16 protein-coding genes are annotated in these 19785 nt (G+C 68.1%); 7 read left to right on the top strand and 9 right to left on the bottom strand.

The features are described 5' to 3' along the window. Position 1: 1 nt before the first annotated feature. Both BJ970_RS03260 and BJ970_RS03255 read right to left on the bottom strand, forming a co-directional pair. Positions 2-1606 (bottom strand): Hsp70 family protein, encoded by a 1605-nt coding sequence (locus BJ970_RS03260; RefSeq protein WP_184723524.1) that lies wholly within the window; start codon positions 1604-1606, stop codon positions 2-4. 21 nt (positions 1607-1627) lie between these two features. Beyond that, complete coding sequence (locus BJ970_RS03255) at positions 1628-5404, bottom strand: CHAT domain-containing protein (RefSeq protein ID WP_184723522.1); 3777 nt, start codon at positions 5402-5404, stop codon at positions 1628-1630. A gap of 868 nt (positions 5405-6272) precedes the next feature. Between BJ970_RS03255 and BJ970_RS03250 the strand changes: the two genes are divergently transcribed. Beyond that, positions 6273-7136: a helix-turn-helix domain-containing protein gene (locus BJ970_RS03250; RefSeq protein ID WP_184723521.1), complete on the top strand. Its 864-nt coding sequence runs from the start codon at positions 6273-6275 to the stop codon at positions 7134-7136. Between the two features lie 36 nt (positions 7137-7172). Beyond that, positions 7173-7364: a DUF397 domain-containing protein gene (locus tag BJ970_RS03245; RefSeq protein ID WP_184723518.1), complete on the top strand. Its 192-nt coding sequence runs from the start codon at positions 7173-7175 to the stop codon at positions 7362-7364. 153 nt (positions 7365-7517) lie between these two features. Here the strand turns inward: BJ970_RS03245 and BJ970_RS03240 are convergent, their stop codons facing one another. Then, complete coding sequence (locus BJ970_RS03240) at positions 7518-7880, bottom strand: hypothetical protein (RefSeq protein WP_184723515.1); 363 nt, start codon at positions 7878-7880, stop codon at positions 7518-7520. 50 nt (positions 7881-7930) lie between these two features. After that, a complete protein-coding gene (locus tag BJ970_RS03235) occupies positions 7931-8311 on the bottom strand; it encodes an ArsR/SmtB family transcription factor (protein WP_184723512.1) in 381 nt (126 codons plus the stop codon). Between the two features lie 189 nt (positions 8312-8500). Between BJ970_RS03235 and BJ970_RS03230 the strand changes: the two genes are divergently transcribed. Then, positions 8501-9742 carry a calcium:cation antiporter family protein gene (locus BJ970_RS03230; RefSeq protein WP_184723509.1) on the top strand — a complete coding sequence of 414 codons (1242 nt, stop codon included), beginning with the start codon at positions 8501-8503 and terminating at the stop codon, positions 9740-9742. Positions 9743-9803: 61 nt separating this feature from the next. Here BJ970_RS03230 and BJ970_RS03225 read toward each other — a convergent pair whose 3' ends face one another. Further along, positions 9804-10508, bottom strand: coding sequence for a helix-turn-helix transcriptional regulator (locus BJ970_RS03225; protein ID WP_184723506.1), 705 nt, complete (start codon positions 10506-10508; stop codon positions 9804-9806). Between the two features lie 201 nt (positions 10509-10709). Between BJ970_RS03225 and folE the strand changes: the two genes are divergently transcribed. Further along, complete coding sequence (folE, locus tag BJ970_RS03220; protein ID WP_184723503.1) at positions 10710-11306, top strand: GTP cyclohydrolase I FolE; 597 nt, start codon at positions 10710-10712, stop codon at positions 11304-11306. A 65-nt stretch (positions 11307-11371) separates the two neighbouring features. On the opposite strand, the gene BJ970_RS03215 is transcribed toward folE, so the two are convergent. Next, positions 11372-11809, bottom strand: a complete 438-nt coding sequence (locus BJ970_RS03215; RefSeq protein ID WP_184723500.1) for a DoxX family protein — start codon at positions 11807-11809, stop codon at positions 11372-11374. Between the two features lie 242 nt (positions 11810-12051). Here BJ970_RS03215 and BJ970_RS03210 point away from each other — a divergent pair, with 242 nt between their 5' ends. After that, entirely contained in the window at positions 12052-13257 is a 1206-nt protein-coding gene (locus tag BJ970_RS03210; protein WP_184723497.1) for a cytochrome P450, read from the top strand. A gap of 101 nt (positions 13258-13358) precedes the next feature. Here BJ970_RS03210 and BJ970_RS03205 read toward each other — a convergent pair whose 3' ends face one another. The 3 genes from BJ970_RS03205 to BJ970_RS03195 all read right to left on the bottom strand — a co-directional run bounded on the left by BJ970_RS03205 (position 13359) and on the right by BJ970_RS03195 (position 16731). Further along, the gene (locus BJ970_RS03205; protein WP_184723494.1) at positions 13359-14399 is read right to left on the bottom strand and encodes a methyltransferase; all 1041 of its coding nucleotides are present in this window, start codon (positions 14397-14399) and stop codon (positions 13359-13361) included. Between the two features lie 148 nt (positions 14400-14547). Then, on the bottom strand, positions 14548-15105 hold the full coding sequence (locus BJ970_RS03200) for a flavin reductase family protein (protein WP_184723491.1): 558 nt from the start codon (positions 15103-15105) through the stop codon (positions 14548-14550). An 87-nt stretch (positions 15106-15192) separates the two neighbouring features. Continuing rightward, positions 15193-16731, bottom strand: coding sequence for a tryptophan halogenase family protein (locus BJ970_RS03195; protein ID WP_184723488.1), 1539 nt, complete (start codon positions 16729-16731; stop codon positions 15193-15195). A gap of 303 nt (positions 16732-17034) precedes the next feature. Here BJ970_RS03195 and BJ970_RS03190 point away from each other — a divergent pair, with 303 nt between their 5' ends. Further along, positions 17035-18297 (top strand): cytochrome P450, encoded by a 1263-nt coding sequence (locus BJ970_RS03190; RefSeq protein ID WP_184723485.1) that lies wholly within the window; start codon positions 17035-17037, stop codon positions 18295-18297. Then, positions 18288-19772 carry an aminotransferase class III-fold pyridoxal phosphate-dependent enzyme gene (locus BJ970_RS03185; RefSeq protein ID WP_184723482.1) on the top strand — a complete coding sequence of 495 codons (1485 nt, stop codon included), beginning with the start codon at positions 18288-18290 and terminating at the stop codon, positions 19770-19772. The genes BJ970_RS03190 and BJ970_RS03185 overlap by 10 nt, the downstream gene beginning before the upstream one ends. Positions 19773-19785: the final 13 nt, after the last annotated feature.

Here is a 19785-nt window from a genome sequence, read left to right as displayed (position 1 = left end):
CCTATCCGCTGACCTGGTGTCCGGCGATGTCGGTGCGGGCCCGGGCCACCGCCTTGTGGTCCATGCCGCCGATGCTGAGTTCGAAGCGCACGTCGTTGCCGCTCTCCAACTCCTTGGCGTGCACGGTCAGCGCACCGGTTTCGGACATGGTGAAGGTGATCTCGATGCGGCAGCCGGCCGGTCGCGCCGGTATTCCGGTGAGCATGGCGTGCCCGACCTTGGTGTTGTCGGCCGGGTCGTCGGACGGGGTCGGACCGGCTTGCTCCCACACCTCGATCTCGGCCATCCGCTGGTTGTCGATGGCCGTCTGGAACGGATAGGGGCCGGTGTCGGCCGGGAGCTCGGTGTTGGCCTGCAGCAGGTGCGCCACCATCTGCCGCGCTCGCATGGGATCGGTGAGCGCCAACGGGTCCCGCGGGTCCAGCGCCTTGACCCCGAAGGCCCGCGGCACCACCGTGGCAACCCGTTTTTTGGCCATCGCATCGACGTCGGCCGCGCTGATCCCCAACTGTTGTCCCGCGGAGCCGTCCCGGACCTTATTGGCCTGCCGGATCAGCGCGAACAGGGCCGCGCCCTTGGCGACCGCCAGGTCCGGCTCGGAAAGCCGGGCGTCGAGCCCGAACCGCTGCCGGAGCCCGGCCGCCACCGCCGGCATTCGGGTCATCCCGCCGGCCAGCAGCACCTCGTCGAACCGCTCGACTCCCTTGCGCCTAGCGGTCTCGATGATCCGCTCGGTGATCGCCATCGTGCGATCGAGCAGGTCGGCGGTGAGTTCTTCCAGTTGCTGCCGGGTGAACGGCACGGTGGCCGCGGCACCGCGGATCCGCAGCGCGACATTGCGGGACATGGTGGCGCTCAACGCCTTCTTGACGTCTTCGGCGCGGTCGGCGAACTCCTGCATGGCGTGCTCGTCGGCGCTGGGGTCCAGCTCTGGATGCTCCTCGCGGAATGCCGCCAGCAGGTGATCGACGATCCGTTCGTCCCAGTCCGCGCCGCCGAGTTCACCGTCCCCGTCGGTGCACACCACCTGGATGTCGTCACCGGTGACCCGGATCACGCTCGTGTCGAAGGTGCCGCCGCCCAGGTCGTAGACCAGCACGTGCCGGGTTTGCGGCGAATTGTCCAGCGCGTGGTGGTGCAGCGCGGCGGCCACCGGCTCGTCCAGCACGTCGAGCACGTTCAGCCCGGCGATCTCCCCGGCCTTGCGGGTCGCGTCGCGCTCGGCGATGCCGAAGTAGGCGGGCACCGTGATCACCACGTCACGCACGGTGTGCCCGGTGTTCTCCTCGGCGGCGCGGGCGAGTTCGCGCAGGATCAGCGCGGATATCTTCTCCGGGGTGTAGCGGTTCCCGTGGTAGGTGAACTCGGTGTTCTTGCGTCCCATGTCGCGTTTGACCAGCTGCGCCACCAGATGCGGCGCGAGCAGCGCCGAGTTCTTCGCCGCCGTGCCCACCAACGCCACCCCGGGTCGCTCGAAGTACACCACCGAGGGCGTGGTGTCCTCCCCGACCGCGCTCTTGGCGATCACCGGGCGGGCCGCCTCGTCGATGTGCGCGATGCAGGAGTGCGTGGTGCCGAGGTCAATGCCGAACGTCGCCGGCGCCATTGGTTTCCTTCCGGTTGAGGTTCATCGGCCCTGATAGGTGAATGCTGCCCAGTGCGGGGGCGCGGCCGGGTCGACTTCGGCGAAAAAGGCGGCCAGTTCCGCCGGGATTCCGGGCGGCGGGCGGCGACGCCGGTCGAGCATCCAGAGCTGCGCGGCCCGCAGCGCGCTCGCCGGGTCGGCGTAGCCGGTGTTGAGGTAGTGGTGGAACACGATCATGAACATGGCGGTGGGCAGGTCCAGGACCTCCCAGCGGGTGCCGACCACGCCGGCGGCACCGGCGGCGAGGAACGCGGTGGACAGCGTCAGCACCTCATCGTGCTGCCGGTCGGTGAGGTCGCTGGCACACGCCGCGAGCACGACCAGCGCGCCGGCGGCATCGCGTGGTCGGTCCCGCGCCTGGCGCAGAATGTCCTGCACCGGCAGGATTTCCCCGGATCCGAGCAGCAGCGCCGATTCGATCGGCAACTCTGCCGGGCTGGCGTGGCAGGCCAGGTGCAGCAGCGAGGCGGTGGGCAGCCGCGCGAGCACTCCGCCGGGTTTCGGCAGCGGCTCGCGGCGCCGGGTGCGACGCTTCGGGTCAGGAGGTTTGCCCAGGTAGGAGCCGTGTTTGTAGTGTAACTCGTGGAGGTGGCCGAGTTCGTGCCGACTCCAGTGCAGCTCCGGCATCCGCACCAGCACCGGTTCGCTCGCCCAGGAACGGGTTTCGCGCCGACCCGCCTCGACGAACTGCCGGGCCGACGCCGCGTAGCAGATGATCGCGTCCTGGCAGACGTACCGAACCTTGCCGCCGGGCACCCGCCGCCGCGCGGCATGCCACGGCACCGTGCCCAGTTTTCCCACCGGCACCAACACGATTCGCAGCGGACGTTCGCCGGATCCGGCGGCGACCAAGTCCAGCACCGGGTTCATTACCGCCGCCCACGCCCAGTCGCACACGCTCTCCAACGCGGGCCGCCACTGCTCGTCAGCGGCGTCGCCGACGCGTGCTCGTTCGCGCTGCATCCGGTCGAACCTGTCGACCGGGCCGTCCTCGGTGAGCCGGGGCGATTCCACCTGCTCGACCCGCCCGTCGGCGGTGACCAGCACCGCGACGCCGGGCAGGAGGTAGACCAGGGCCTGGGTGCGTGCGGCGCGCAGCCCGGCGGCGATTGCCGCGACCGGTGGTGGAGCTAGCAGTTTCGCTTCGGCGTCGGTGCCCTCGAAAGCCCGCAGCACCCGGTATCGCAGGTCGCTGGGCAACGCGGCGTCGGCCACGCGGACGTCGTTGGCGCCGCCCACATCCCACGGTTTTTGTTGCCCCAGCTCGGATTCCCACCGATCGGCCAGCTCCGCGTGGCCGTTCTCCCGCAGCAGGGTCGGCATGGTGGCATCGACCGTGGCGGCGTGCAAAACCATGCCGCGCCCCAATTCCAGCGCTTGCACCGCGGCCTCGGGCTGCCCGGCGGCGAGGCACCAGCGGCTCACCTCGGCTGCTTCTCCGGTGGCCGTGTTCGCGGTCTCCAACGCTCGGCGTGCGCTGGACTGGAGAAGCACGGTGCGCGCGCGCTCGCGCAGCGCCTCAAGCCCGGTCGTGACCGCGCGTTGCTGATCACGGCGGACACTGTCACCCCGGGTGAAGTAGCAGTCGGCCAGCGCGTTGAGCAGGTTCGCGGTCTCGAATGCGCCGGGCTCCGGCTCGAATTCGCGAAGCACCTGCTCGAATCGGTCGATCGCGTTGCTGAGATCGCGTGGGGCGCGGGTGAATTCGTAGCGAGTCCGCAATGCGGTCGCCAACGCATCCAGCGCCCCTCGGCGTTCCCGCGGATACAGGTGGGGCTGGCCGCAGATCTCCGCCATCATGCCGATTCCCCGGTTGAGCAGCGTGAGATCCCGGGTCGCCACGGCCTGGCCGACGCAGGCCAGTGCGGCACCGAGGGTCTCATTCGGCTGGTCCACGTGGTAGTCGGGCAGCCGACCCACCGCATCGAGGATGGCGTCCGTGGCGCTGCGAGCCTGGTCGGTGTTGACGCGATCAAGGCTGAACTCGTTGCCGTCTAGCATGCTTCGAAGCAGCCGGACCGATCCCAGGGCGCTCGCGATTCGCGGCTGTAGGACGTGGTCGGTCGACATTTCCGCGCCCAGCTCCTTGAGCTCCGCGGCGGTCCGGTCCAAAGCCTCGGCGTCGAACCGATGCGGCGTGATCCGGCTCACCGCCGCGGTGAAGCGCGCGATCAGATCGTCCCCGCCGGTGCCCGCCGCGTAATACCGCGCGGCATCGAGATCCTCTTGGCCGCCGAAGGCCATGAACCGCTGGGTGAGCAGGGTACTCAGCCAGGGAATCAGCAAGGGCCGCAGTTTGTGGTCGGCGGGCAGTAACTCGTCGGCTCGCCGCATGTTCGCCACCGAGGCGTCCAGCAGCTTTCCGGCGCGGTCGGTGAGGGCCTGGAAGCCTTCGGCGACCCCCAGCAGGAAGTGGTTGATGCCGGTGTTTACCGGGTCGGCGGCGCCGCGACGGACCGCCTGCTCGCTCATCTCCCGGACCCTCGCCAGGGATTGCGGCGACTGCTCGCGGTTGGTGGCAACCGAGGTCAGCAGCGCCGTCGCCAACGAGGTGAGCACCGAGGCACGATCCGGATCGTCGTCGGGGAAGTGCGCCAACGCCTGCTCCAGCCGCCGGACGACGGCGGTGTGTTCGGCCGGGTCAAGATCCGAGGAGGCCCGGCCGGGCATGACCGAGGTGGTGCGCAGGCCAGAGAGCAGCAGCGTGCGCATGGGGTGGTCGGTCGGCAAGGCAGCGGCGGCAGCGGCGATCTGGCTGGTCGCGGCGTCGGTGTCCGCGGCGCTGCCGCTGAGTTCGGCGAGCTTTGCCGCCAGACTGGCCCGCAGCGCGGCGATTTCCCGTTTTCCTGGTTCGTTTTCGGGCCAGCCGCGCGCCGCATCGTCGAGTTCGCCGATCGCTGTTTCCCAGTCCTCACGGGACGAGTCGCCCAGGTTGCCCGCGGCCTGGACGAGGACTTTCAGGGTGGTGACCGAGCCGTCACCGGCGGCGCTCGGAGAGAGCGCGTCCAGATGGCGGCGCGTCTCGGCGAGTGCGTCGGCGGGCAGCGTCAGCGACAGCTTGTCGACGGTACCGGCGTCGATGCGGCCGTGTCGCAGCTCGGCGGGCATGTCCTTGGTCAAGAGGAGGAAGGCGAGGCCGATGTGGCAGGCGTCGGAGGTTTTCGCATCTCCTGGCAAATCCCGGAGTATTTCGGTGAAATCCTCCGTCGCGATCCGATGATCGGTTTCGTCCCCGCCCACGGAAAGGTAGCGGGTGAGGTGGATCAGTCCGCGGCTGAAGCGGACTTGCTTGCGCAGCAACGAATCAGGCAACAGCCCGAACGCCGTGTTCAGATCGGCCAGCGCGACGTCGATTTCCTCGAACGCCTCCAGGCTACCGACCAGCTGCGCGGTGATCAGGCCGATGCGCCCCACGATCTCGGCCGCCTCATCGGACAGCAGCGGCCGCAACTGCCGCAGATAGCCGACGGCGGTGCGGAATTCCTCCCGGGCCCCGCGCTCGGCTCGCAACGCGTGTGCCAGACCTAGCTGGTACAGCGGCGCGGCGCGAGCGGGCGAGTCATCGGCGAGGTTGTCGAGCAGGCTTCCGGCAACCTGGATCACCTCGGCGACGTCCGCGCCCGTGGTCTGGGCGCGGTGCAGCAGCAGGTCGGCCAGCTCAACCAGGACCTGGTACGCGGTCTCGTCGTCGAGTTCCTCGGTAAGCCGGGCATACCGCTGCGCGATAGCCTCGTCCAGCTCCGCCGGATCGGACGTCATCGCACCTCCCCGAGGTGATCAAGGAACCGGACCCAGCTTAATCCCGCCATGCGACTGGCATTCCCGCCAATCCGGTTGGCCCGAGGCGGGGCCGGGAGGTGCCACGATTCTTCTCCCGGCCCCGCAGCGTCGCCGCGCGCCGCAGGGGGTGTGGTGCGTCGCGTCGGGCGACGGTCAGTCCGTCGCGGCAGGAACTTCCACGACGGACAGATCGGTGGGCAGCAGGATGCAGCAGAATTGCCCGAACCTGACGGGCACCAACGGCATTCGGCCGATGGTTGACGAGTCGTGCGGCATCACGCATCCACGGCACACCTCGCCATTGACGCGGGCCTGCACCAAGGTCCCGGGCGGGATTTCTTCCGGTGCAGGGGGAATGGGAGGGTGACGGCCGTTGGCCGTGGTCGGGAGGCGTTCGACCGCCACCTCTCCCGCCCGAGGCTGCGGCACGGCCGGGGAAGGAGAGGCCGCAAATCCTCGGGAGACCGGTGCAGTGGTGCTCCTCATCGCGAAATCCGTTCTGCTCGGGAAGTCCCAGGAGCGGGCCTGGCGGACGTGTGAGGCCGGGGCCAACCACGTCCACCAGGCACCGCAACACCCAACGGCCCCACACCGTCCAGGCGACCAGCCACGGCGACCAACACCGGGCCCCAAGTCCCTAAAACGCAAGTGCACAATGTTCATATCTTTCACCTTGATGTCATAGGTGCTGAAAACAAGGAGAAAGATAGGCCATCTGAGTCCTCGCGTTCTCGATGCAATTCCGTTTTGAGTACGACCAAGGTAGCAACGCAATTGCGTTTTGGGCAGTAACATGATCGGGTGAGATCGCGCCGCCGATCGCCCGGAGCGTGGAAGGCTTAAGAACATGCCGACACCAACAGTGCGTCGACTCCAGCTTGGACACGAGCTTCGACACCTACGTGAAGACGCAGGCTGCGACCTGGGCGAGGCCGGGCGTGCGATCGGCAAAGCGGAAAGCACGATCAGCCGTTTGGAGTCGGGGCAAACCGGCCTGAAACGCCAAGTCCTGGAACAGCTCGTCGAGTTCTACGCGAGCAAGGTCCGCGTCCGCGTTGACCGCAGCTTCTACCTCGGCCTGGCGAAGGGCAGCGAACAACGCGGCCGCTGGACTGGCTATCGAGCGATTTACCACAAGTACGCCCGCATGATGGTCGACCTCGAAGCTGACGCCTCGGTGATCAACCACTACCAATGCGAGTTCCTACCCGGCTTGGTGCAGACGCCCGGATACATCCAAGCGATGCGCGCCGAGGCTGTGCGGCAGGTCGTGCCGGACATGGATGACGTGTTTCGGGCACGAGCAGAACGTCAGGAGATCTTCACCAAGGAGGAAGCGCCTGACATTGGCTTCGTGCTGTCTGAATCCGCCCTTCGCACCATGGTTGGAACCTCAGACGTCATGCGGGAGCAGCTTGAGCACGTGGCGAAGATTTCCGAGCTTCCCAACGTGCAACTCCAGGTGTTGCCCTTCGACGCGCGGATTCATGCTGCGGCGCGGAGCCAGTCGTTCATGACGTTCCGCATCGAGGCCCCGGGAAACTCCGGCCCACTGGAGTTCGTGTACTTGGAGGAACACCACGACGGAAAGTACCTCGACAACCGCGAGGACGTAGAGCTTTACAACCGGCTGTGGTCCCGCATGGTCGGCGCAGCGCTCGATCCCGTGGCATCCAGGGATAAGGTGCTGGAAGTAGCCGAGAGCTACTGAGTCCAGCACAACCCCTGTAGAGCAAGGATCGTCGCCATGGAGTTCAAAGGCTGGCGCAAGTCCACACGAAGTGAGCAGAACGCGAACTGCGTCGAGGTCGGCTTCGCCCCGGGGCGCACTGGTATCCGGGACACGAAGCTCGGCGCGCACAGCCCGATCTTGAACATCGACAACGCGGCGTTCGCCGCCTTCGTACGTCGAGTGCAGGACGGCAGGTTCGACATCTGACAGATCGGACCGACAAGCGGTGCGGGTCACCAGCCACGGGTGGCCCGCACCGCTTTTCGCATCTGCCCCCACGAGCGGCGACTGGCGAACTCCTGGGCGGTGCACTGACCGCAGCGTCAATTGACACTGCGGTCAGCCCAGTCGCCGACTTCGCTACAGGATCCAGGTGACGACGCCGAGCACCGCCGCCACGCCGAGCAATACGAGACCGACGACCAGGGCAGTTCGGCGCGGTGCCGGGGTCGGGGCCTCGACCCGCGGGTGCGGCATTGGTGGTGGGCCGCCGTAGCCCTGGCTGCCGGGGGGCAGGTGCGTTGACGGCGGCACCCAGTCCGAGCGGTCCGGCACCTCCAGCCGCGGCTCCGGCTCCGGCGGGTCGGCTGGAGGCGGCTGGAGGACCGGCGGCGTGGGGGTCGTGCGGCGTTGCAGCCACAGGCCGTACCCGGTCAGGACCAGCCCGACAAGGCCGATCAGGGCCGATAGCACCGAGCCCAGCTTGTCTGCGATCTCCAGCACCCGAACAGACTGCCAGAACGAAGCCGGGGAACGCGCTGGAACAGCCGGATTCAGCGCGGCGGCGTCGGCGGGTCGGGCGCGAGGGTGCCGTCCGGGGCGATGTGGTCGAAGATCTGCTCGACCAGCGTCATCACGTGCGGGTCGTCGACGGTGTAGAGGTGGCGCCGGCCCTCTCGGCGGGCGGTGATGACCCCGGCCAGGCGGAGTTTGCTCAGGTGCTGGCTGACCGTCGCGATGCTGATGCCGACTCGCTTGGCCAGCGTGCCGACGTCGTAGGAACCGTGTGTGATCAACCACACAAGGTGTAATCGGGGTGGGCTGGCCAGCAGCGCGAACGTCGCCGCGGCGGCGGTGAGCTGGGCCTCGGTCGGTTCGGCGTCCTGCCTGGGCAGGCCGGGTTCTGCGGCGTTCGGTGCGGGATTTTTCGGCATGGCGAGCTCGATTGTTCCTCACCACGCAACCCCTGGGTGCATGCCGCGCAAACGTTTCGTTGGTTGCGAAAACTACGAAACCAGGGTGAAGGTAGTGGCATTCCGAAGGGGAGTAGTCCGCAAGCCCACCGTTCGACACGCTGAGATCCGTCTCCGGCGGTGGCCGACCGAGGTCCGGGAAGGAACTCGATGTCCACCACACTGCTGCGTCCGCTCGCGTTCTGCGCGGCGCTGACGGTGCCCGCTTTGATCGTGCGGTTCGCCGGACTGTCCCCGAGTCCGTTGCTGGGGTTGCTCCTGTTCGGCATGGCAGTGGTGGCCTCGTCGTTCGTGCTGGCCTGGGCCGCCGAGGCGGCGCAGGTCGACATCTCCGGCGGCTTGGCGATCGCGATCCTCGCGGTGATCGCCGTGTTGCCCGAGTACGCGGTCGACCTCTACTTCGCCTACACCGCGGGCAGCAACCCCGAATACGTCGCCTACGCAGCGGCGAACATGACCGGCTCGAACAGGTTGCTACTCGGCCTGGGCTGGTCGCTGGTGGCGATCGTGGCGCTCGCGCGGGCCAAGCAGCGCACCGGGAAGTCGGTGCGGGAGCTGACCCTGGAGTCCGGTTACCGGGTGGAGCTCGGTTTCCTGGCGATCGGCTCGCTGGTCGCCTTCGTGGTGCCGACGACCGGCCAGATCTCGCTGCTGCTCGGGTTCGCATTGCTCGCGTTCTTCGTGTTCTACCTGTGGAAGGTCTCGCGCGCCGAGGCAGCGGAACCCGACCTGGTCGGCACCGCCGCGACCATCGGCGACCTCCCCAAGCACCTCCGCCGACCGCTGGTGATCGCGTTGTTCGTCTTCGCCGCCGTGGTGATCCTTGCCTGTGCCGAGCCCTTCGCGCACTCGCTGATCGCCACCGGCACCCAGCTTGGCATCGACCAGTTCCTGCTCGTGCAGTGGCTTGCGCCGCTGGCGTCGGAAGCGCCGGAGTTCATCGTGGCGATCCTGTTCGCCGTCCGGGGCAACGGCGCCGCCGCGATCGGCACGCTGATCTCCAGCAAGGTCAACCAGTGGACGCTGTTGGTGGGCAGCCTGCCGCTGGCCTACCTGCTTGGTGGCGGTGGAACGGCCCTGCACCTCGACGCCCGCCAGGTGGAGGAGTTCCTGCTGACCGCGACGCAGACGGTGCTCGGCGTGGCCGCGTTGCTCGCGTTGCGGTTCCCGCGCTGGGCGGCATGGACGCTGCTCGGGTTGTTCGCGATCCAGTTCGCGCTGCCCGGCCAAACCGCGCGCTACGTCCTGTGCGGCATCTACGCGGTCATCGCGGTCGCCGCGCTTATCCGCAACCGCCGCCACATCCGGTCCACCCTCGCCGCGCCGTTCCGGAACCAGGTCGCCGACAGCCAGGCCACGCCCGATCCGGCACCCGCGAGCTCGGCACGCTGATCACGTCCGATGACTGTCCATCAGCGGGCGCACCCCCAGTCACGTGCCCGCTGGTGAGCAGTCATCTGCTGCGCACGGCCACGCAGCATTCGCCTACACGCGGGTCAAGGACCGCTTCGACTGAGCGGGCCTGCAGTCCCGCGAGGAACCCTTGCAGGAAGGCCCGGTTGAGTCCGCACACCAGCTCCGGTGATTGGGCGGTCAACGGGTGGAACGGGCAGTTGCGCAGCCGTACGCAGGTCGGCGTCTCCCGGTCGGGCTCGAAGCCGTAGCCGGTGAGCACGTCTTCGGTCTTGGTCAGCGCGCGTTCGGGGCCGAGGCGGCCGGGGCGGCTGCGGATCCGTTCCTCGGTACCGAGGCGGTGCCCGTGCTCTCGCGCGGTGCGCAGCGCGGCCTCGATCGCGGTCTCCTGGTCGCCTTCGGTGAGCACGGCGTCAAGCAGTACTTCGGCCAGCAGGTCGGGGCGGCGGGGCGGGATGCTCACCCCGATGTGGGCGTCGGTGGGTTCGTAGACCTTCGGCGTGCGGCCGACCTTGCGAATGCCGCCCACCGGTTCGAACCGCGCGCACAGCAGTCCGGCGTCGACGAGCTTGTCCAGGTGGAACGCGGCGAGCTTGCGGGAGATGCCGACCGCCGCGGCGGCCTCATCCCGGCCGACCGGGCGCCGGGCGCGCCGGATGAACTCGTACATCCCGCGCCGCAGTTCGTCGGTCAACGCGGCCACCGCCGCCATCGAGTTGCTGGTCGGCACGTTGCTGGACACCATTTCCCCAGGATACGCCCTGTCGCGCCCAATGTAGTGTCCGAAATCGGATGCGGATCGCTCAGTGCTGCAACATTGACCCGTTGGCATCAAAAAGACTAATGTCACTTGGTGAAATAGTCCCGGGTGGGTGAGCACGGTTCCGGTCGGTTCGCACGGGCGGGCGCGCCACCTGGGCCGGCGCAACCGACCCGAGGAACGCTGATGCCCGCTCCCGCCCTGCACGTCGTCCACCAGCCCGACGGCCAGATCGACCTCGCCGCCGCCGAGAAAGCGGCGGGAGATCTGCTGCGGGCCTTGGGGATCTCCACCGATTCCGAGAGCCTGCGCGGTACGCCGGGGCGAATGGCCCGCGCCTACGCCGAACTGTTCTCACCGCGGCCGTTCGAGCTGACGACCTTCCCGAACGATGAGGAGTACGACGAGCTGGTCCTCGCGCGGGCGATCCCGGTTCGCTCGGTCTGCGAGCACCACCTGCTGCCCTTCGTCGGCACCGCGCACGTGGGGTACCTGCCCGGCGAGCGGATCCTCGGGCTGTCCAAGCTGGCCCGGGTCGTCGAGCACTTCGCCTGCCGCCCGCAGGTCCAGGAGCGGCTGACCAAGCAGGTCGCCGACTGGTTATGCGAACAGCTGCAGCCGAAGGGCGTCGGCGTCGTGATCGAAGCCGAGCACACCTGCATGACCCTGCGCGGTGTCCAGGCGACCGGCTCCAACACCGTGACCTCGACCCTGCTGGGCACCCTGCGGCAGGATGCGCGGTCCCGTCAGGAGTTCTTCGCCCTCACCGGCGTCAACGCCTAACGGCATACCGCACGCCGCTGAAGCCGAGAGCATCTTGCGTTTCCCGGCAACGCGAGCGTGGGCATTCACTGTGCGCCAGTGTGCGCCCGAGTGCGCGGTGGAGCCTGCCGGATTTGTCGGAGCAGCGTATCGAGTGCGTACGGGCCGCCCCCCAGTATCGCGATCAGCAAGAAGAACCAGGCGTACAGCGCGGCCGAAACCCCGCCGTTCTGGAGGGGTAGAAGTCCTTTGGGCTGGTGCACGCTGAAGTACGCGAACGCCATCGCGCCCGAGCACACCAGCGCAGCGGGCCTGGTGAACAGCCCAAGCAGGACCAGGACGCCGCCGACGAACTGGATCAGTCCGGCCCACCAGGACGGCCACGCGAACAAGGGCGCGGGGTACGGGGCGCCCAGCACCCCGAAAAGCGCCGAAATGCCATGCAGAATGAACATGAACGACACGACGATCCGCACCGCGGACAGTGCGATCCCGCCCAGCCGATCCCAGGAATCCTGAGCCATTCGCCCTGCCCCCCTTCCGGTTCGGAGTTCTTTCGACGCCTGTAGGCGTTTCCCGATTGGCAGGCTCCCAATCTGATCCGGATCGCGGCGGCCAGGGGTAACAGCCATCGGCGGCCGTAATGGCCTCGCCCGGGCTGATCAAGTGGGTGATTGTCGCACGTCCGGGTGCCGGGATTGGCAAAGATCATTTAGGTTCGAACCCGTTCATCCCGCTGTTCATCCGCAGCGATCCGGGAGTAACCATGACGGACCAGCTTGCCGCCACCGACACCGCGCACCCGTTGCCGCGCACCTGCCCGTTTTCTCCGCCGCCGGAATACGTCCGGCTCCGCGCCGAGCGCCCCGTCACCAAGGTGCGCATGGTCGGCGGCGGCACCGCGTGGCTCGTGACACGGCACGAAGACGTGCGCAAACTGCTTGCGGATCCGAGGATGAGCTCCGACCGCACGCGTCCCGGTTTTCCCCGCCTGGCCGCGGGGCGGCAACCGCCGGACGCGATCATCGCGCCTTCGCTGATCGGGATGGACCCGCCCGCGCACACCGCCGCGCGCCGCGCGGTGCTCGGCGAGTTCACGGTCCGCCGCATCGAGGCCATGCGCCCACGCATCCAGGACATCGTGGACTCGTGCGTGGACGATCTGCTCGCCACGTCGCGGCCGGCTGATCTGGTGCACACGGTGTCGCTGCCGGTGCCGTCGCTGGTGATCTGCGAACTGCTCGGCGTGCCCTACGCCGACCACGACTTCTTCCAGCGCCACACCGCGATGATCATCCAGCGCAGTGGTTCGGACGTGCAGCACGCGTTCACCGAGATCCGGTCCTACCTGGACGAGCTGGTCACCGCCAAGGAGCGAGACGAACCGGATGACCTGTTGGGACGGCAGATCCGCAAGCAGCGCGAGACCGGCGAGCCCGACCACGACAGCCTGGTCAGCCTGGCGCTTCTGTTGTTGATCGCCGGGCACGACAGCACCGGGAACATGATCGCGCTGGGCACCCTTGCGCTGCTGGAGAACCCCGACCAGCGCGCTCAGATCGTGGCCGACCCGTCCCGCACGCCCGCGGCGGTCGAGGAGCTGCTGCGCTACTTCACGATCGCCCAGGCCGCGACATCGCGCACCGCACTGGCCGACATCGAAATCGGCGGTGTGCGCATCCGCGCGGGCGAGGGTGTGGTCGCGCTCGCGCTCGCCGCCAACCATGACCCGGAGGTCTTCGATCGGCCCGATGAGCTCGATCTGACCCGAAGCGCGCGGCAGCACGTCGCCTTCGGGTTCGGCCCCCACCAGTGCATCGGGCAGAACCTGGCGCGCCTGGAACTGCAGATCGTCTTCGACACCCTGTTCCGGCGCGTTCCCGGACTGCGGCTGGCCACGGCGGTGGAGGACCTCCCGTTCAAACAGGACGGCACCGTCTACGGCGTCCACGAACTCCCCGTGACCTGGTGAGCGGCGCCGCCGGGCGGAGTAGTACGTACTTCCGGCGCCCTCACCGGAGGGGCAGCCAGCGATGCGACGGGACGCCCACCCCGGCGGCGCGGGCCCCTCGATTACCCGGCCGGTGCCGCTTCGATCAGGGAAAACGGGCTGGGCGGCGGGAGCGGAAGGATCCGGGTGAGGGTGAGACCGGCCAACCGGCACAGGTCCTCGAAGTCGGCGCGGGTTCGTTCCCGGCCGCCGAGGTTCACCAGCATGTCCAGATCGCTCAGGTAATTGATCGGCCCTGTCGAGGAGGCCACGGTGGCCGGAAGCACGACTTCGACGAGCAGCACGCGGCCGCTCTCGGGCACGGCCCTCCGGCAGTTCCGCAGGATGACCGTCGCCCGGCCGTCGTCCCAGTCGTGAACGACGTTCTTGAGCAGGTACAGGTCTCCGCCGTCGGGGACGGAGTCGAAGAAGTCGCCGGCGTCGAGCGCACAGCGGTCCTCGACTCCTTCCCTCCCCAAGGATTCGCCAGCTCGGCCGAGTCCTTCGGGAGTGTCGAAGAGGATCCCACGCAGAGACGAGTGTTTCCGCAGGATCGCGGCGAGCAGCGTACCGTCGCCGCCGCCAACGTCCACGACCGTCGCGAACCCGCCGAAATCGTAGTGCGACAGGATGTCGGCGATGGTCGCGTGCGTGCCCTGACCCATCGCCGCGTTGAACTCCGCGGACAACTCCGGGTTTTCCTTGAGATAGCTGAAGAAATCAGTGCCGAAAACCGCATCGAAGGACGTCTTACCGGTGCGCACGCTGTCTGCCAGACCGTCCCACGATCGCATCGTTGCCGGACACGTGACCATGCGGACGAGGGAGTGCAGGGAATCTGGCCGATCGGTGCGCAGCAACGCCCCGGCCGGCGTCAATGAGAAGCTGCCAGGCCGGTTCTCGACGAGCAGTTCCAGCGCGGCAAGGGCCCGCAGCAGCCGGGTCGTCGCCTGCGGGTCCGCACCGCACTCCCGGGCCAGGTCGGCCGCCCTTCGCTGGCTGTCACCGATCAAGTCCACCAGGCCCAAGCGCACACCGGCCGCGACCGCCTGCGCCGCCATGTGTCCGCACGCGAGCTGAACCAGCTTTCCGCGGTCCGCCACGTCGTCTTGCTTCGGCTCCATCACAAGCCCTTCGGTGTCGCCCGATGCCCGCCCGCAATGAAGTCGCCAGCTGACGGGCTTGCAGGCAATTGTGTCCACGATGGGAAGATCCCGGTCGAACTAGGAGAAATGATCGCCCGGAAAGACGACGAGATCGAACCGCTCCCGATCAGCCGTGCGAAGACGGGTGGCTCCACGAGTCAAACCGGCGCATGCCGTAGAGCAGCGGAACGTCGGCCACGTGCGCGACCCCGACCACCACGCCGAGCACGACGGCGTGATCACCGACCATGTGGGTTCCGGTCACCGTGCACTCGGCGATCGCGAAGGCGTCCGTGACGAGCTTCGGAGCCCCGGTCCGGGGAGCCGCGCACCACGCCACCTTCCCAAAGCGGTCGTCCACTCCCGAGGAGAAGATCTCGGCGACGTGCCGAGCCCGGGCGTGCAGCAGGTTCACCGCGAAACCACCCCGGGCACCAAGCGCGCCGAGTGTGCCGCTGTGCTGGTGCAGGCAGACGAGCAAGGTCGGCGGGGCCAGGGTCACGCTCGACAGCGAGGTACACGTCAGGCCGTGCGGTTTCCCTTCGTCGTCGACCGTCGTGATCACCGCGACGCCGGTGGGAAAGGCGCTCATTAAGCTGCGGTAGTCGTCCACCGCCACGGCCGCGGGGTGGGGCGGAAGACTCCGCACCGTGGGCGCGGATGGCTGGATCGGTACGTCGACCATGATGGTGTCGCCTTCCGGGCGGGCGTGCGGAAGCCGCGGGCGGCGTCCCGGTCTCCGCCCACGATCTGGAGAGCCGGGCCGGGACCGTCAGTTGATGGAGTGCAGGTACTCGTAAGCGCTGGGCAGGGTGGCGACGAGTTCCTTGGCCTCGGCGCGCAGCCGACCGAACTGTGCCTGGGCCTGCATCGGGTCGATGTGCGCGAGCGCGGGCTTGGGGCGGCCGGGTTCCCAGCCGAGGCCGAGCAGCATCGTGTTCCAGGAATCCATGTCGAATCCGTGGTAATGCTGGTAAATGTTCTCCTCGCTGGGCAGCCGCGTCATGGCCATGTCGAGCCGCTCTTCGAGCCCGGGCGGCACTTTCCGAATCTTGGCTTCCTTCCAGTACGCCGTGTCGTCCCGTTTCGCGGCGCGGTAGTGCAGCACCAGGAATTCCTTCACGCCCTCGATCGCGCGGTTGATCCTGGTGTTGTAGTTGTCCCGCAAGCGCGGATCCCAGTCGGCGTCGGGAAAGTTCTTGACCAGTTGCTCGATGCCGTGCTGGATGAAGAATATTCCCGTGGACTCCAACGGTTCGACGAACGCGCTGGACAGGCCGATCGCCACGCAGTTGTTCACCCAGGACCGTTCGTTGCGGCCCACGCGCATCCGGATGTGGTTGGCTTCCAGGTCTTCCTGGTCCGGAGCCGCGAAACGGCGCAGCGTCCGCTCCGCTTCTTCGGGGGAGCAGAATTGGTCGGAGTACACGTAACCGGTGCCGACCCGCCCATAGAGCGGGATGGTCCAGATCCATCCGGCGTCCATCGCGGTGGCGGTGGTGTAAGGCTTGATGCCCAGTCGGGCCATGTCCCGGGGCACCCGCAGCGCCACGGCCCGGTTGTTCGGCAGAACGTCTTCGAAGGAGGTAAACCGCTCGCCGAGCGTCTGGTTGATCAGCATGCCCCGGAACCCGGTGCAGTCGATGAACAGGTCGCCGGTCACGTCGCCGTGCTCGCGCGTGGTCACGTGCGTGATCCAGCCGCGTTCGTCCTGCCGGACTTGCAGCACATCGTCCACCACATGCCGAACTCCGCGCTGTGTCGCGAATTTCGTGAGGAAGAGGGCCAATCGCGCCGCGTCGAAGTGGTAGGCGTAGTAGTACGGCGACGGGCGTTCCAGCGGCGTGGGGCGGCCGGGCGAACCGTCGCGGTTGGAAGACGATGTCGATCCGTCGAACATGCGCGGCGACCGCATGTGCTCGCACAGTGCCGTGGTAATGAAGCAGTTCTGGTCGAATCCGGTGCTGCGGTCGCCGAGCTGAAGCCACCAGTCCGCCAGGTTGAAACCGTTCGCGGTCCGGAACCATTCGAACGGGTGGTAGAAGTGGTGACCGGGTTCCCGCCAGTTCTCGAAACGAATCGCGAGTTTGTAGGAGGCGGAGCACTCCGGCATCCACTCCGGCTCGTCGAGACCGAGATACTCGAAGAAAAGCCGGATCGTCGCGAATGTCGCCTCGCCCACGCCGATAGTGGGTATCCGGTCGGACTCCACGACCGTGACCGACACCCGATCCCCGAACGTGGTCTTCAGGTAGGCGGCACTCATCCACCCCGCGGTGCCACCACCGACGATTACGACTGACCTGACCATCCAGAGCTCCTGCCTTCCACCGCGCGGCGTGTTGTCGGCCGAAAGGCGCTGAATTCGGGGGTGCGAAGCATTTCCTGGGAATTCAACTCCTTTCGGGGGATCGATCGCCGCCATCTAAGCAGCGTTCCCGGGGCCCCTCAACAGGAACCGAGCAGTCGCCACTGAATCGGTGAATCGGTGGCTCTGACGGGTAATAGTGGGGGACTTGCCCTTGCTTGCCCTGCCGACCTCTCCGACAGTGCGTAGCGTGATCGCCGTACTGCGTTTTCGTAGTCGGGCTCGTATTCCAGGCAAGGGGTTGACGTGAAACGCGATTTGCCGACTCTCGACGTCGCGTCCGAGGATTTCGCCGCCGACCCGCACCGCGTGCTCGCCACCCTGCCCGCAGGCACCGCCCTCGCCCGGAGCTCCCGCGGCCTAGAAGTGCTTAGCTACCACGCCTGCCAGGAAGTCTTCTCCAGCAAGAGTTTCACCCCGTGCATGCCGGAACTCGGCGCCGTGGTCGGCGTCACCAACCGGGACGTGCTGAGCTTCGTCGGCGAGGAGCTCAACAGCCACGAGGGAGCCGAGCACCGGCGGCTGCGCTCCGCGGTGTCCGGTTTTTTCACGGCCACGCGGCTGCGGCGGATGCGCGAGCACGCCGCGGAGATCGCCACCGATGTGGTCTCCTCGGCGGGCCGGGCCCGCCGGTGCGACGCCGTCGGCGAGGTCGGCATACCCGCCGCCGCACGCTTCTTCTGCCGCCTGCTCGGTGCGCCCGAGTCCGACGCCGAGGAGGTGCACCGCCACTCGGTGGCCTTCTCGGCGATCTTGCGCGGCGAGAACCAGTCGGAATACCGGGAGTTCCGGGACGGAATCGACGCCTACCTGCTCGACCTCTTCGACCACCGCCGCGCCGAACCGGGCGACGACTTCCTCTCCCACCTGCTATGCACCGAGCAGGATGGCCGACGCAGCCGGGCCGAATCGCTTCGGCTCGCGATCACGGTCCTGGGTGCCAGCACCGAGATGGTGGCCGGGCAGATCGCGCTGCTGATCGACACCCTGATCGAACACCCCGAGCAGTGGACTCTGTTGCGCGAGCGGGCCGACCTGGTCTCCGGCGCGGTGCAGGAATGTGCCCGGCTGCGGCCGACCGTGTTCGCCACGGAACGGATCACCCGCGAGGACGCCGAACTCTGCGGTGTCCCGGTCCAGCGCGGCGAGTTCGTCTTCGTCCACATCATCGCGGCGAACCGGGATCCGGAGGTGTACCGGGAACCCGACCGGCTCGACATCACCCGGCCGATCGGTCATCCGCCGCTGACCTGGAGCGTCGGTCGGCACTTCTGCGTCGGGCGGGTGCCCTCGGTGGTGATCATGGAGGAGGTGCTGCGGGCGATCCGGGCGCGGTGGACGGCGATGCGCCACACGGCGCCGCCGCAAACGATCGGCCAACCGTACAGCGTGCGGCCGCTTTTCATGCCCATCGCCGTCGACCAGGAGCCCGCGAGCCGGGCGACCGAACGCGAGGCGTCGACGCAGGACCGCACCTACAACGACATGTGGAGACCCCAGTGGACTTGAGTCCCGATACCTCGACGATGACACCACCGGACGAGGCCAGTTTGTCGGCGCTGTGCGGGGCCGATCCCGCGCTGTGGGAGACAGTCACGGCGGTGGCGGGGCGCCAGCCCCGTTCGCTGCGACTTGCCCAGCGCGCCTACCGAGTCTCCACGTCGCTACCGGCGAACCTGCCGTTTTCCGCGCCGTTGTTGCCAATCTGCATCGAGCACGCGAACGGTTCCCGGCTGCGGGATGTCGACGGCAACGACTACGTCGACTGCCACCTGAGCTACTCGGCCGCGACCCTCGGGCACAATCCGCCGCCGGTGGTCGCGGCGGTGCGGGAGAAGTTGTCCGGCGGCGTGGGGGTCGGCTACTTCGCCGCGGCGCAGGTGGAATTGGCCGAGCTGATCGCCGAGCTCGTTCCGGGCGCCGACCGGGTCGGGCTGTTCCACACCGGCGCCGAGGCGACCGCGGCGAGCGTGCGGATGGCGCGCGCGGTCACCGGGCGCCAGTTGGTGGCCAAGTTCGAGGGCGCCTACCACGGGGCCCACGAGATCGGCCTCTACAACAGTCTCGGGGCGGCCGGGCAGTGGGACGCCGATTCGCGGTACGGGATCAGCCCGCAACCCAGCGGTGGCGGCCTGCGTTCGCTGACCGGCGGTGAGCTGCTGGTGCTGCCGTTCGACCACGAGGCCGCGTTGAAGCTAGTCATCGAGCGCTCGTCCGAGCTGGCCTGCGTGCTCGTCGACCCGGTGCCCCGGTTCCGGACCCACGCGCCGTACGCCGCCCGAGACTTCCTAGCCGCGCTGCGGACCGTCACCGCCGAGCACGATGTACCGCTGATCTTCGACGAGGTGATCACCGGCTTTCGGCTGTCTCGCGGTGGTGCGCAGCAGGCGCTGTCCGTCACCGCCGATATGGCGTGCTTCGGCAAGCTCACCAGCGGCCTCGGCGTGCCCCTGACCGCGGTCGCCGGGCGCTCCGGCTACCTCGACGCCGCCCGCACCGACGGCCTGCTCGCCGACGCCGAGTCCGGCAAGACCTGGTTGTCCAGCACCAATCAGGGCAACCACGTGGCGGTGGTGGCGGCCCTGGCGCAGTTGCGATACCTCCGGGACAACTACGACGAGCTTTTCGACCGTATCGATCGGCATCACGACGCGCTGCGGGCCCGGTTGGCCGAGTTCGCGCAACGCAGCGGCATTCCCGTGCACCTGAGGGGAAATCCGCGCCACGTCACGCTTCTCGCGCTCGGCGAGCCCCCGGCCGACACGGTCGGCTACGCCGATTGGATGCGGGACATGGCGTCGCCGACGTCCCTGCGCGCCCTCCAGTTCCTGAGCCTGCACCTGCGGCTTCGCGGAGTGTTCACCCCCGGAATTCCCACCATGAACATCTCCGCCGCACACACCGAGGCCGACATCGACCAGATAACGATGGCCATCACCGAGAGCCTGCAGGCGATGGCCGAGCAGCGACTCCTGCCGAACTGACCGCCCGGGAGGG

The organism is Saccharopolyspora phatthalungensis (assembly GCF_014203395.1).
Classification (GTDB): Bacteria; Actinomycetota; Actinomycetes; order Mycobacteriales; family Pseudonocardiaceae; genus Saccharopolyspora; species Saccharopolyspora phatthalungensis.
This window is presented reverse-complemented; position numbering and strand designations above follow the sequence as displayed.

Bases quoted from the DNA above. Each gene is read 5' to 3' on its own strand.
- BJ970_RS03205 (WP_184723494.1), bottom strand. From the start codon at position 14,399: ATGGAGCCGAAGCAAGACGACGTGGCGGACCGCGGAAAGCTGGTTCAG.
- BJ970_RS03260 (WP_184723524.1), bottom strand. From the start codon at position 1,606: ATGGCGCCGGCGACGTTCGGCATTGACCTCGGCACCACGCACTCCTGC.
- BJ970_RS03210 (WP_184723497.1), top strand. From the start codon at position 12,052: ATGACGGACCAGCTTGCCGCCACCGACACCGCGCACCCGTTGCCGCGC.
- BJ970_RS03225 (WP_184723506.1), bottom strand. From the start codon at position 10,508: ATGGTGTCCAGCAACGTGCCGACCAGCAACTCGATGGCGGCGGTGGCC.
- BJ970_RS03255 (WP_184723522.1), bottom strand. From the start codon at position 5,404: ATGACGTCCGATCCGGCGGAGCTGGACGAGGCTATCGCGCAGCGGTAT.
- BJ970_RS03245 (WP_184723518.1), top strand. From the start codon at position 7,173: ATGGAGTTCAAAGGCTGGCGCAAGTCCACACGAAGTGAGCAGAACGCG.
- BJ970_RS03235 (WP_184723512.1), bottom strand. From the start codon at position 8,311: ATGCCGAAAAATCCCGCACCGAACGCCGCAGAACCCGGCCTGCCCAGG.
- BJ970_RS03250 (WP_184723521.1), top strand. From the start codon at position 6,273: ATGCCGACACCAACAGTGCGTCGACTCCAGCTTGGACACGAGCTTCGA.
- BJ970_RS03200 (WP_184723491.1), bottom strand. From the start codon at position 15,105: ATGGTCGACGTACCGATCCAGCCATCCGCGCCCACGGTGCGGAGTCTT.
- folE (WP_184723503.1), top strand. From the start codon at position 10,710: ATGCCCGCTCCCGCCCTGCACGTCGTCCACCAGCCCGACGGCCAGATC.
- BJ970_RS03230 (WP_184723509.1), top strand. From the start codon at position 8,501: ATGTCCACCACACTGCTGCGTCCGCTCGCGTTCTGCGCGGCGCTGACG.
- BJ970_RS03215 (WP_184723500.1), bottom strand. From the start codon at position 11,809: ATGGCTCAGGATTCCTGGGATCGGCTGGGCGGGATCGCACTGTCCGCG.
- BJ970_RS03195 (WP_184723488.1), bottom strand. From the start codon at position 16,731: ATGGTCAGGTCAGTCGTAATCGTCGGTGGTGGCACCGCGGGGTGGATG.